13 protein-coding genes are annotated in these 12,468 nt (G+C 31.1%); 10 read left to right on the top strand and 3 right to left on the bottom strand.

Annotated elements, in window-relative coordinates:
- The first annotated feature begins 15 nt into the window (after positions 1 to 15).
- The 3 genes from CLMAG_RS09495 (at position 16) to CLMAG_RS09505 (ending at position 3,473) form a co-directional block, all read left to right on the top strand.
- Positions 16 to 972, top strand: coding sequence for an aromatic acid exporter family protein (locus CLMAG_RS09495; protein WP_066621467.1), 957 nt, complete (start codon positions 16 to 18; stop codon positions 970 to 972).
- 332 nt (positions 973 to 1,304) lie between these two features.
- Positions 1,305 to 2,804 (top strand): glutamate/gamma-aminobutyrate family transporter YjeM, encoded by a 1,500-nt coding sequence (yjeM, locus tag CLMAG_RS09500; protein ID WP_066621469.1) that lies wholly within the window; start codon positions 1,305 to 1,307, stop codon positions 2,802 to 2,804.
- A gap of 48 nt (positions 2,805 to 2,852) precedes the next feature.
- Complete coding sequence (locus CLMAG_RS09505; protein ID WP_066621472.1) at positions 2,853 to 3,473, top strand: DUF3793 family protein; 621 nt, start codon at positions 2,853 to 2,855, stop codon at positions 3,471 to 3,473.
- A gap of 138 nt (positions 3,474 to 3,611) precedes the next feature.
- On the opposite strand, the gene CLMAG_RS09510 is transcribed toward CLMAG_RS09505, so the two are convergent.
- Positions 3,612 to 4,097, bottom strand: a complete 486-nt coding sequence (locus CLMAG_RS09510; protein ID WP_066621474.1) for a hypothetical protein — start codon at positions 4,095 to 4,097, stop codon at positions 3,612 to 3,614.
- Positions 4,098 to 4,431: 334 nt separating this feature from the next.
- Here CLMAG_RS09510 and CLMAG_RS33595 point away from each other — a divergent pair, with 334 nt between their 5' ends.
- From CLMAG_RS33595 to CLMAG_RS09525, 4 genes are all read left to right on the top strand, one after another.
- The gene (locus CLMAG_RS33595) at positions 4,432 to 5,280 is read left to right on the top strand and encodes a cache domain-containing protein (protein WP_242872985.1); all 849 of its coding nucleotides are present in this window, start codon (positions 4,432 to 4,434) and stop codon (positions 5,278 to 5,280) included.
- 53 nt (positions 5,281 to 5,333) lie between these two features.
- Positions 5,334 to 6,386: a methyl-accepting chemotaxis protein gene (locus CLMAG_RS33600; protein ID WP_242872986.1), complete on the top strand. Its 1,053-nt coding sequence runs from the start codon at positions 5,334 to 5,336 to the stop codon at positions 6,384 to 6,386.
- 127 nt (positions 6,387 to 6,513) lie between these two features.
- A complete protein-coding gene (locus CLMAG_RS09520) occupies positions 6,514 to 6,726 on the top strand; it encodes a hypothetical protein (protein ID WP_066621477.1) in 213 nt (70 codons plus the stop codon).
- Position 6,727: 1 nt separating this feature from the next.
- Complete coding sequence (locus tag CLMAG_RS09525; protein ID WP_066621479.1) at positions 6,728 to 7,033, top strand: spore coat protein; 306 nt, start codon at positions 6,728 to 6,730, stop codon at positions 7,031 to 7,033.
- 198 nt (positions 7,034 to 7,231) lie between these two features.
- Here CLMAG_RS09525 and CLMAG_RS09530 read toward each other — a convergent pair whose 3' ends face one another.
- Positions 7,232 to 8,449: a DEAD/DEAH box helicase gene (locus CLMAG_RS09530; protein ID WP_066621480.1), complete on the bottom strand. Its 1,218-nt coding sequence runs from the start codon at positions 8,447 to 8,449 to the stop codon at positions 7,232 to 7,234.
- Positions 8,450 to 8,534: 85 nt separating this feature from the next.
- Positions 8,535 to 8,765: a DUF2164 domain-containing protein gene (locus CLMAG_RS09535; RefSeq protein WP_066621483.1), complete on the bottom strand. Its 231-nt coding sequence runs from the start codon at positions 8,763 to 8,765 to the stop codon at positions 8,535 to 8,537.
- A gap of 174 nt (positions 8,766 to 8,939) precedes the next feature.
- On the opposite strand from CLMAG_RS09535, the gene CLMAG_RS09540 reads away from it, so the two are divergent.
- From CLMAG_RS09540 to CLMAG_RS09550, 3 genes are all read left to right on the top strand, one after another.
- Positions 8,940 to 10,394, top strand: coding sequence for an MDR family MFS transporter (locus CLMAG_RS09540; protein WP_066621485.1), 1,455 nt, complete (start codon positions 8,940 to 8,942; stop codon positions 10,392 to 10,394).
- Positions 10,395 to 10,497: 103 nt separating this feature from the next.
- A complete protein-coding gene (locus CLMAG_RS09545) occupies positions 10,498 to 10,977 on the top strand; it encodes a UPF0158 family protein (protein ID WP_066621487.1) in 480 nt (159 codons plus the stop codon).
- A 177-nt stretch (positions 10,978 to 11,154) separates the two neighbouring features.
- Positions 11,155 to 12,198, top strand: coding sequence for a PocR ligand-binding domain-containing protein (locus CLMAG_RS09550; RefSeq protein ID WP_066621489.1), 1,044 nt, complete (start codon positions 11,155 to 11,157; stop codon positions 12,196 to 12,198).
- Positions 12,199 to 12,468 lie beyond the last annotated feature (270 nt).

The following is a 12,468-nucleotide window of genomic DNA, read 5'->3' on the forward strand; positions in this document are numbered from 1 at the left end:
AGGAAAAAAGTTTTTATGAAATTTATTGGATATAGAACGTTAAAGACAGGAATCGGTGCTTCAATAGCCATGATCATCGCAAAACAGCTAGGATTACAATATGCTGTATCTGCAGGAATTATCACTATTTTAAGTATTCAAAATACAAAAAAACAATCTGCTAAAATAGCTATTCAACGAATAGCTTCTTTTCTTATAGCCTTGCTTATTGCATCTATTCTTTTTAAAATAATAGGCTATTATGCTGTAACCTTTGGAATTTTTTTATTGATTTTTATTCCGGTTCTGGTAAGGTTTAAACTAGAACAAGGGATAGTAGTAAGTTCAGTACTTACAACACATTTACTAGTAGAGAAGTCTACTAGTATGTTTTGGGTTTGGAACGAACTGTTACTTATGCTTATAGGGGTTTCCGTTGCATTGGTGTTAAATCTCTACATGCCAAGTATAGAGGGTCAAATTAAAAAAGATCAAGCTTATATTGAAGAAAAAATGAAAGAAATCCTTGTTCAAATGGCAAAAGCACTTAAAGAAAATTATAATTCTATAGGTGAGCAAGAATTATTTAATAATCTTAAAGATAGATTATATACTGCTAGAAATAACGCATATCAAAACTTAAATAATTATTTTCTTTTGGATGCTAGTTATTATGTACAATACATGGAAATGAGAATTCAACAATTCGATACAATTAAAAGAATGAAGGAACATTTTAAGAAATTTTTTATGACTTATGAACAAACAATAATGATAGCTGACTTTACAGAACAGGTTGCTCATTCACTGTATGAAGAAAACACTTGTGAACAGTTAATTAAGGATATAAATGAGCTGAGAGAAAATTTTAGAAGAATGTCTCTTCCGGTAACAAGAGAAGAGTTTGAAAATAGAGCAATGCTTTTTCAATTTCTAAATGATATGGAACAATTTTTAAGGATTAAAAATGAATTTAAACAAAATCCTTCATAAACATGAACTAGATTTTATACTATAAAACTTGAAAATCTATATGAAGTGAAAACTTGAATCAGATGGAGTTTCAAACTCCACCTGATTCTTAGTTGAACGAATCCAGGGACGCAGCCGCTCGCAACGTACACTTTGAAGAAGATGGGAGTATTAGAGCGGGTAGTCATCGGATAAAAAATAAAAACCACTTTTTAAAGTGGTTTTTATTTTTTTATACTAATTTGCATAGCATCAGCAACATTATAAAATGTATAGTATTTTTTAGCTTTGTAAATTCTATAAACATAGATGAAATATATCTAAAAAACTATATAAATTAGGGAGGAATGAAGATGTCATCTAATGCAAGTACTTCTAAGAAATTAACATTAGTACCGTTAATACTAATGATTTTTACTTCGGTTTATGGATTTAACAATATCCCAAGATCATTCTACAAAATGGGATATGCAGCAATTCCATGGTATATACTGTCTGGAATAACATTCTTCGTTCCATTTGCATTAATGATGGCCGAGTTTGGGGCTGCTTTTAAAGAAGAAAAGGGTGGAATTTATTCCTGGATGGAAAAGTCAATAGGAGCTAAGTTTGCTTTTATGGGAACATTCATGTGGTATGCTTCCTATGTAATTTGGATGGTTAATGTTGCATCTGGTATATGGGTTCCAGTATCAAATGCTATTTTTGGAAAAGATACAACAAAAAATTGGGTTCTACTCGGCTTTTCAGGACCAAAAGCTCTAGGGATATTGGGGATATTATGGATAATACTTGTAACATACGTATCAACTAAAGGTTTAGATAAAATTAAGAGAGTAACTTCTTTAGGTGGCTCTGCAGTTGCAGCATTAAATATAATTGTTTGGATTGGTGCTATTTTGGTACTTATAGGAAATGGAGGACAATTAGCTGAACCAATTGAAGGCTTAAAATCCTTCACACAATCACCAAATCCTAAATTTGTTGGTAATACAATTGTTTCATTAGCCTTTATAGTTTATGCATTATTTGCTTATGGTGGAATAGAAGTTGTTGGTGGCCTTGTTGATCAAACCGAAAATGCAGAAAAAACATTTCCTAAAGGAATACTTATAGCGGCAGCTGTAATATCAATTGGATATTCAGCCGGAATACTACTTGTTGGTATATTTACTAATTGGGCAAGTGTAATGAGTATTAAAGATGTTAATTTAGGAAATGCAAGTTACGTGGTTATGGCTAATTTAGGATATTCACTTGGTGTTGCTTTTGGAGTAACTGAAGCTACTGCTACAGCTATGGCTCATGGCATCGCTAGATTTGTTGGAATTTCAATGTTTTTGGCATTATCTGGTGCATTCTTTACACTAATGTTTGCCCCTTTAAAGCAGGTAATAGAAGGCACTCCAGCTAAGCTATGGCCTGGAAAAATGGGAGAAATTAAGGATGGTATGCCATTAAATGCTATGTGGGTTCAAGCTGCTATAGTTTGTTTCATGATTGCACTTGTATCCTTTGGTGGAAACTCTATGTCTAAATTCTTTGATATACTTGTGGCCATGACAAATGTAGCTATGACTCTGCCTTACTTGTTTATAGCTGGTGCTTTTCCAGCATTCAAGAAGAAAAGAGAAATCAAAAAGCCTTTTGAAATGTTTAAAAGTCAAGGTAGTGCTAATTTTTGGACTTGGATAGTATTATTAACAGTAGGGTTTGCTAATTTATTTTCTATAATCGAACCAGCTATAGGAGGAGATTTAAAAACAACAATTTGGAGTGTAGCAGGACCGATATTCTTCTCTATAGTTGCATGGATAATGTATAGCAGTTATGAAAAGAAGTACAAAATATGAAATAAGACCTGAAGCAATAAAGTTAATTGGAATAATGGAGGAGGTAATATGACAAAAAACGAGTTAAATAATTATATATATATTCTAAATAGTTATAATAATATTGATTATTTATTTTCAATAATAGCTTGTGGTGCTGCGCCTACCTTAGCAAAACAAAAACCATCCTCCTTACTTATTTTTAGCAATAACAATCGTAATTTACAAGATACTTGGGAAGAATTTAAGGATGAATTAAAGGATAAGCTTAATGTTAAATTTATGGAGTTAAAGAAAAGTGAAAGAAGTACTATTGTACTATTTTACAATGCTGAAAGTTTAAGAAGAATTCTTAGAGAAGAAAAAAATATTGAGTTTTTAAAAAGATTTGGATATAGCACAAAAATGAAATTGGAAGAGTGTTTATTGCTCTTAGCAAAAAGGTTTGAAAACAGTTGTCCTCATGAAATAGGAATTTTTTTAGGGTATCCTGTATACGATGTAACTATGTTTGTTGATTATCCAAATAAACAATGTGAAATTATAGGTTATTGGAAGGTTTATCATGATATTGAGGATGCAGAAAATATTTTTAGAAAATATGATCAAATAAAGTCCAATGTTATAAAATTAATTATAGAAGGAGTAAAACCAATTGAAATACTAAGGTATAGGTGCACCTTGCAGTGATGGCTAAGTGACTTTGACATAGGTTATTCATATTTAAGTAAGATATTTTATAATTAAGAAAAAGGAAAAATAACTCCGTATAGGTATGGTAGTTCTAATTTAGCTCTGTTTTTAACAGAGCTTTTAATATTATACCCATCAAATTAACATTGAATAGCTTTTAATAAATTCTTGAATATCTTTTATTTTATTTTCTTTCTGAATAATTACTTTAGAAAGAATTCTATAGGCATTAGTTTCAGTATCCTCTCTTTTTTTTACCAATCTTCCTTGTATGTCTATGTAAAGTGCCAAAACATTTTTCTCAATATCTAGGGAAGATTCTAAAAGGGTTTTAATATTTAAAGTTTCAGGAATAAAGAGTTTTTGATTAAATTCATTTATTAAAAATGATATTTTGTCATATACATCAAAAGCTATTTCCTCACAAATTACATTATTTGCTTCTAATTTTAAGTTTTCTAGATATTCTACAGTTTTATCAACATTTTTTATAAGAACATTTAGAAGTATATAAAGCGAAGAGTTCTTAGATGTGTCAATAAGAGCTGTACTATATAATTTTTTTCTTTTTTTAGCTATATTAATAGCTTTGTCTAACAAATCTACTACAGTATAGGCCATTTTCTCATCTCCATTCATTATTATGACGTAGCCTTCAAATATCAGTTTGCAGTGAGGACAAAGGAAATTCTAATTCTTACAATTGTATTGTTATATATAGTTATTGTACTTTTTAAAGAATGTATACCTAGAATATCAGAAAAGAGGATTATATTCAATGTTCATGTTATAGTTTAAAAAATTTCTATGTAGAATTTAATTAACTAATATTTAATTTTGATGTAGCATCTGATAGAATAATAGTTAGTCGAAAAATGTAGAGGAGTGTCATCAATTTATGAAAAGAAACAGTTAAAAACATAAGAGTAGGAAGAGTATAAAGACGAGGCTGCTTGTGATTTTTGTATTGATTTGTATCATACCAGTCATGATATTAGGATTTATATCTTATAAAAAGGCTTACAATATATTATCAGACAAGTTGAAGGTTACCGCCAAGCAAAATCTCTTATTGGTAAATAAATCCATAAATAATTACTTTAAGGGTATGGAAGCTACTATCCAAATGTTATCAACAAATGGAGATTTTCAGCAATTAGAGGTACATCCGGAATTTGAACAATTTGCATTAGGTATACTAAGAGATGTAAAAAACAGTAATAGTGATTTGTTGGCAGTATATTTTGGACAACGTACTAAAAAAATGGTTTTATATCCGGAACAAAAGTTACCAGATGATTTTGATCCAACCTCAAGATCTTGGTATCAAAAGGCAGTTCAGAATCCAGACAAGGTAGTATTTTCTGATCCCTATAAAGATACTGCAACAGGGGATTATGTTATATCAATATCCAAGGTTGTAAAATATGATGGACAAGTTACTGGAGTTATAGCTATGGATGTATCGTTAGCATCTTTAACAAAACAGCTGTCAGATATAAAAATAGGACAAAATGGATATGCTTATATAACTGCTGCAAATGGTATGATGATAGCTCACCCAGATAAATCCATTATAGGTACAGATATTGCTACTAAACAGACCTTTTGGGGTGATATTAAAACAAATCAAAATGGATTTACCAGGTATATATATAATGGTCAAAATAAATTTGCTAGCTATGATACTAATATTTTAACAGGATGGAAACTAATGAGCTCTCTAGACGAAAAGGAGCTATTATATGATACAGATGTAATAAGAAATCTTACAGTAATTGTTATATTAATCATAGGTGATTAGCAGCACTTATTTCCATAGTAGTTAGCAGGTCTATTACAAAGCATCTATTTAAATTGAAAGATATATTCCAAAAGGCTTCCGAGGGAGATCTATCAGTAAAAGTGAATATAGATTCTAATGATGAATTTGAAGACTTGGGGAATAGTTTTAATTTTATGATAGATAACATAAATGGCTTAGTGAAAAATGTTAAGAGTTCTGCAGATACAATAACACAAACTTCAGAGTCTATAAACACTATGTCCAGTGAAGTATCAAAAGCAATAAATGATGTTTCTTTAACTATCGATCAAGTAGCATTAGGAACTACATCACAAGCACAGGATATAGGTGAAGGTGTAGAGGCTGTGAATAGCTTAGCACAAAAAATTGAAAATATAAGAAACTTAGCTGCTGAAATGAATAGTATATCCAATGACACGAATAAGTTAAGTGGAGATGGATTAAAAGTAATGTCTGTACTAACCTCTAAGACTGAGGAAGCTAATACTTCAACTGGCGAAGTAACAAATGTAATTGAAAATATGAATAAATCTACTGCTGAAATAGGATTAATTACTGATGCTATAAATAGTATAGCTGAACAAACAAATTTATTGGCACTAAATGCGGCAATTGAAGCGGCTAGAGCTGGTGAATCAGGAAGAAGCTTTTCTGTAGTCGCAGAAGAAATAAGAAAACTTGCAGAGCAGGCTACACAGGCTACAAAGCAGATTCAAGATTTAATAGAAGAAGTAAAGTCAAAATCAGAATCAGCCGTTAAATCCATGCATAGTACAAGAACTGTAGTTAATGAACAAACCCACGCAGTAAATCAAACTAATGGTATTTTTAATAAGATTCTCAATTCAATAAAGAAACTAATGAATGAGATTAAAGAAGTTCAACTATCTGTAAATGATACTAATAAGAACAAGGATGAGATTGTAGATAGAATACAAAATATATCTGCAGTTTCAGAGGAAAATTCAGCAAGTACTGAGGAAGTTTCAGCTTCAGCAGAAGAGATTAATGCAGCAATGAACGAGTTTACTCATTCTGCTAGCGAAATGAAAGAACTTGCTAAGAAGTTGGAAAATGAAATAAATAAGTTCAAATTTTCATAATATCAAAAGCCTTATGGTACTCCATAGGGCTTTTATAATGTTTTGGTTAAAATTTACATGTGTAATAAACCTGTGAATACATAAAATAGAGTAGAAATTTAAATTTTATTTATTTGGAGGCAAGAATATGAGAAAACTTTCTGAAGCAGAGGTATTATCCTTAACAGGATTATTGAAAATGGAAAAAGACGGTTTAGCGGTATCTAAGGCAATGGAAGCTATAATAACTGATGAAGAATTGAAAAAACAAGCTGAATCTGGTGTTTTAGCAGTAGAAGGTAGAATAAAAGGAATACAACAATTTATCAATGAAAATGCAGTAGCTGGGGAGGTACAATAGTATGGTGTCTATGTTAAGTAATATGATAAAAAACAATACAGATATTAGTGATGAGGTTATAGCAAGTAACATGCTTGCTTCAGGAAAAGCAGCAGCAGATGCATATCTAAACGCTACAATGACTAGCACTACTCCAGAATTAAGAGCAGTATATGCTGGAAGCTTGAATCAAATAGTTGGAGGACACTCTGCACTTACAGAACTAGCTGTAAAGCGTGGTTGGGAGAAACCATATAGTTCACCTACACAACAACTATCTGAGGCTTATAATAAATCAAAAATGATGGTTGAAAATAAAGAGGATTAGAAAGAACATAGGAAAGACTGTAATTCAGTTAACATAAATTGAATTACAGTCTTTTTTTAAGGATTTATCCGATGACTACCCGCTCTAATACTCCCATCTTCTCCAAAGTGGGAGTAAAGAGCGGCTACGCCCCTGGATTCGTTCAACTAAGAATCAGGTGGGGTTTGAAACCCCATCTGATTCAAGTTTACACTTCATTTACTTTTTAAAACTGCTATTTTTTCTTGAATTAGAGCTTCTACCAGAGAAAGTCTTATCTGTTCGCTTAACAGCAGCATTATCATCAAAAATTCTTCCTCTAGATATTTCCTTTGCTTCAATTTTAATATTAAAATCTCTTTCGTATCTTCTAATAGAAGATATCTCTTTTTCAGTAACTATAGAAATAGCAGTTCCTGATTCTCCAGCTCTTCCTGTTCTTCCAACTCTATGCAGATACTCTTTAGAATCCTGAGGTAAATCTAAATTAAATATATGAGTTACACCCTTTACATCTAATCCCCTAGCAGCTACGTCTGAGGCGATTAGATGTTGAATTTTTCCACTTCTGAAGCCTTCCATAGCTTTTTTACGTTCTTCTTTGGATGCGGTACCGAAAATTCCATAAGCTTTTATATGATGATGTTGGAGTTTTAAGGTTGTCAATTGAGTTTCTTCACTCTTATTGATAAATACAATAGCTTTTTTAGGTTGAATGGAAGCTACCAATTTTCTCAAAATCTCAATTTTATCTCTTTGTTCACAGGTAAAATACATGTGATTTATATCTGGGTTAACTCGCAACTCATCCTCAATTTTTACAACCACTGGATCCTTCATTAAATCCTTGGCAGTAGTTAATGCTACTTCGTTAACAGTGGCTGAAAACACCATCAACTGTCTGTCTCTAAGTGTAGTTTTAATAACATCTTTAACAACGGATAGATTGTTTTGATCTAATAATCTATCACCTTCGTCTATAACGATAGTTTTAATAGTATGAGCACTTATTTTTTTCAGCTTAATAAGCTCGAAAATTCTTCCGGCTGAGCCAACAATTATGTGGGGCTTTTCCTTTAATTTTTCAATTTGTCTTTTTATATTGACTTCACCTATTATAGCAGCCGAAGTTACTGGAAGAGTTGAGTTATCAGATAAAAGTTTTATTTCTTTATCTATTTGCATAACTAATTCATGAGTAGGCGCTAATATTATTACCTGCATTTCTCTTTTTGCAGTGTCTATTTTTTGAAACAGTGGCAGTAAATAAGCTAATGTTTTTCCGCTTCCTGTTTGAGATTGACCTATTATATCTTTATTTTCTAGTGCTAAGGGTATGACCTCAACTTGAATGTCTGTAGGTTCATTTATACCTTCTTTTTTTAAGCCCTCTATTAAATCTGAATTTAATCCTAATCTATCAAATGAAATTGTCATAATTATCTCCTCGAAATTAAATTTTTGGCAAAAACCTTTATAATTCTATACTTAGTGTATCTCTTTGTCAAATGAATTATTAATTTTAATACTTCTCAAGAGCAAATAAATCATCTACTTTTTCATTCATAAAAGCAACAGCATCACTTATTGCAACATTGTATATATGAGGTCCTATAGTATTAATTATAAAATCTAACATAATTTCAGCAGCTAAATTACTTATTTCTTCATCTCGCTCTTTCCAAAAATACCTTCTAATTTCTTCGATAAGGTTTTGTCTAACTTGTTTTTCTAATGTAATTTTAGTCTTCATTTTTCTACCTCCATTAATCTATGGATATAATATATATCAAATATTTTCATATGCATTTTTATCTGTTATAATGATACACGAAGTACAGAATTTGGTCAAACATAATACAGACCTTTATTTTGGATATAATATGGCTAATTGTAAAAAATAGAGAGAAAGGAATTTAGGGTCGACATGGATTTAAAAAAGAAAAAAATAATTATTGCAATAATGGTAGCAATGTTTCTTGGTGCTGTTGAAGGTACTGTTGTAACTACGGCTATACCGACTATAGTAAAGGATCTAAATGGATTTGAACTTATAAGCTGGATTTTTTCAGTATATTTACTTACATCTGCAATCTCTACTCCTATATACGGTAAGTTATCAGACTTATATGGAAGAAAAAATATTCTTTCTATAGGTATAATGATTTTTTTAGTAGGTAGTTCTCTTTGCGGCGTATCTCAAAGTATGTATCAGCTTATAATATTCCGCTCAGTGCAAGGACTAGGAGCGGGAGCAATATTTACTGTTACATATACAATAGTAGGTGACATTTTTACACTTTCAGAAAGAGCAAAAGTCCAGGGCTGGGTAAGTACTACTTGGGGAATAGCAAGTTTATTTGGTCCCTTATTAGGAGGATTTTTAATTGATTATCTTTCATGGCATTGGATTTTCTTTATAAATATACCTTTTGGAATACTATCTATAATACTTCTTCAAAGGAATTTGGTCGAAAATTTTGAAAGAAAAAGACATAAGATAGATTATGCTGGAACTATAGCACTATCTTCTGCAATTATAGCACTTTTATATGGCGTATTAGCAGGAATGAAGAACTCAACTGTTGTAACAGTATCAATGATATTAACGGTATTATTTTTAGTTATATTCTATTTTGTAGAGAAAAAAGCTGAAGAGCCTATTTTACCCTTTGAAATTTTTACAAAGAGTAATGCAGTTGTTAATATAATCAGCTTTCTAGCATCGGCAGTATTGATGGGAGCAGATGTTTATATGCCTATATATATGCAAAATGTTTTAGGGTATAGTGCAACAGTTTCTGGGATTTCAATGGCGCCAATGTCACTTTCATGGCTTTTAGTATCTGTAATCCTTGCTAAAGCTATAACTAAGCGAGGAGAAAAAGTTGTAATAGCTTCTTCAATGCTTGTATTACTATTAAGTTGCATACTTTTACTAACGTTAAAAGTCAATTCTCCTTTGATACTAGTTATAATCTATGCGTTTATAATGGGATTTGGTTTTGGAGGAGGCTTTAATACTATGACGATAGTGGTACAGTCCTCTGTTGATTACAGTAAAAGAGGAGCGGCAACAGCCTGTAATTCTCTGCTTCGTACGCTAGGACAGACCATAGGAATAAGTATTTTTGGAAGTATATTTAACTTGAATATATTAAAGTACTTTAATATATTAGGAATCAAAGATATAGAATTAAATAACCTATATTCTATGGCTAGTGGAAATAGAGGAGTATCTCTTGAGCAGATTAAAATATCTATTAACTCGGGGCTACAGGTTATATTTATAGCTTCAATTTTAATTGTTGCAGTTTGCTTAGCTTTATCGTTTACCATTTCTAGTAAGTTAAAAGAACAAGATGGTTATAATATAGAATAAGGCATATTCAAAAAAATAACTAGTCAGAATGCTAGTATATTTTACTTGCTATTTTATTTCAGATGCCTAATTAAATTTAAAGTTAAGGGAGTAAATCAAAAATATGATAAAACTAAACATTGACTTAGACTTACTTATGCAGTCATTTTCATTTAATGAGGATAATCTAGGTAAGGAATATTTGGACACTCATACAGGCGATATTATAAATATTCCTGCTGAACTGAAAAATGTGGTTGAGGGAGAGAGCGATGAGTCAGAATTAGAGGACTGGCAAAAGGAATTACTCGGAGATGCGTATGCTATTGCAAAAGATGAAAGCAATCGTTATATCATAATATCTAACATAGAAGATTCTTATTTTTATAATCTTATGGTTAATTTTTCAAATGAAAAAGTATCTTCAGCAGATTTGAGAGCAGAACTTATAAAATCACTAAATATCAATAAGTCTATAAGAGATTTTAAGAATATATTATTTAGATATCCACAAAATTTGGATGCTTGGCAGGAATATGAAGAAGCGAAATTAAGAGAATATACTATTAACTGGTTAAGAGATAGAGGTATTGAGCTGGAATAACAGCTTTGCCTCTTTTTTCATTGTATATAAATTTTAAGATTAACATATTATAACGGGTTAGACATTAATAAACATTGTCGAGTGTAATTGAATAATATATAATGAATATATGGTAATTAAAGTAGACAATTAGCTGAAATATATAAGTAAAATTAGATGGGGATTGGAGGAAGTAAAATGATTAAAATGTTAAGTAATGGTGAGTTAGATTTGTCAGTATTGGAAATTGAAGATGTTATAGATATTGAACTGCTTCAAAAATTTCAGGATAATTTTGCTACCGGAATGAATATTGCAAGCGTTACTGTAGATAAAAATGGTGCACCTGTAACAAATCCTAGTTCTTATACACGTTTCTGTATAGATTTTACACACTCCACTAAAATAGGGGATGATAGGTGTGCGGAGTCCCATAAAAAAGGCGGCGAAGAAGCTGCAAGGACAGGAAGACCATATATATATACCTGTCATGCAGGGCTAATAGATTTTGCAGCTCCAATAATAGTAGGTGGCCAGCTAATAGGAACAATTTTAGGAGGCCAAATCTTAACAGCTCCCCCTAAAGAAGAGAAATATAGAAAGATAGCAGATGAAATAGGCGTTGATAGAGAAGGATATGTTAATGCAGCTAAAAATGTCTATATGACTAAAGAGGAGAACGTAAGAGCTGCTGCAGAAGTATTATTTATTGTAGCAAATGCACTTTCAAGAAGTGGCTACGAGCAGCTTAAGTTAAGTACAATGTCTGAAACTCTTTCTGATAACTTCAGCCAGATATCTTCCACCATGGAAGAACTTAGTGCGGCTTCAATAAATGTTACTAATAATCAACATAATTTAAATGAAGAAATAATGGTCGTTAAGGAAATATCCGTAGAGATAAATACAATACTTGACTCAATAAAGAGTATAGCAGATCAAACAAAAATGCTTGGTTTGAATGCAGCAATTGAGGCCGCAAGAGCAGGAGAAGTAGGCAGAGGCTTTGGTGTAGTTGCTACTGAAATCAGAACTTTATCACAAAACTCAAAGGAAACAGCCTTAAAGATTATTGAACTCACAAATAAAATACAAGAATCTGTTAATAAGACAATGGATACCTCAAGTTCTACCCTTGAAACTACAGAACAACAGTCTGCAGCAATTGAAGAAGTTACTGCTAGTTTACAAGAAGTTGCAAGATTAGCTGAAGAATTAAATTTAATGGCTAAACATAAATAATGATTCATTCTAAAGATAGTTGCTTAAAAATGGATTTTATTATATTTAGAAAGATTATGTTTGATAGAAATTACGAAAAAATATAGAATTTATTTATTAAAAGTATTTTTGTATTAACAAAAATGACGAAAAATGTAGTGAACAATTGACAAATGTCGAAAAACGATGTTATTATAAGTAGGTAAATTTAAAAGTAATGTGGTGCAGTTCACATTACTTTTGCTTTGTTATAAATTAAATCTATTTGGAAAATAGAATCATATGAGGAGT

Source organism: Clostridium magnum DSM 2767 (assembly GCF_001623875.1).
Taxonomy (GTDB): Bacteria; Bacillota; Clostridia; order Clostridiales; family Clostridiaceae; genus Clostridium_AM; species Clostridium_AM magnum.

Excerpts from the sequence above, each read along its gene's own strand:
- CLMAG_RS09495 (WP_066621467.1), top strand. The coding sequence starts at position 16 with ATGAAATTTATTGGATATAGAACGTTAAAGACAGGAATCGGTGCTTCA.
- yjeM (WP_066621469.1), top strand. The coding sequence starts at position 1,305 with ATGTCATCTAATGCAAGTACTTCTAAGAAATTAACATTAGTACCGTTA.
- CLMAG_RS09505 (WP_066621472.1), top strand. The coding sequence starts at position 2,853 with ATGACAAAAAACGAGTTAAATAATTATATATATATTCTAAATAGTTAT.
- CLMAG_RS09510 (WP_066621474.1), bottom strand. The coding sequence starts at position 4,097 with ATGGCCTATACTGTAGTAGATTTGTTAGACAAAGCTATTAATATAGCT.
- CLMAG_RS09520 (WP_066621477.1), top strand. The coding sequence starts at position 6,514 with ATGAGAAAACTTTCTGAAGCAGAGGTATTATCCTTAACAGGATTATTG.
- CLMAG_RS09525 (WP_066621479.1), top strand. The coding sequence starts at position 6,728 with ATGGTGTCTATGTTAAGTAATATGATAAAAAACAATACAGATATTAGT.
- CLMAG_RS09530 (WP_066621480.1), bottom strand. The coding sequence starts at position 8,449 with ATGACAATTTCATTTGATAGATTAGGATTAAATTCAGATTTAATAGAG.
- CLMAG_RS09535 (WP_066621483.1), bottom strand. The coding sequence starts at position 8,765 with ATGAAGACTAAAATTACATTAGAAAAACAAGTTAGACAAAACCTTATC.
- CLMAG_RS09540 (WP_066621485.1), top strand. The coding sequence starts at position 8,940 with ATGGATTTAAAAAAGAAAAAAATAATTATTGCAATAATGGTAGCAATG.
- CLMAG_RS09545 (WP_066621487.1), top strand. The coding sequence starts at position 10,498 with ATGATAAAACTAAACATTGACTTAGACTTACTTATGCAGTCATTTTCA.
- CLMAG_RS09550 (WP_066621489.1), top strand. The coding sequence starts at position 11,155 with ATGATTAAAATGTTAAGTAATGGTGAGTTAGATTTGTCAGTATTGGAA.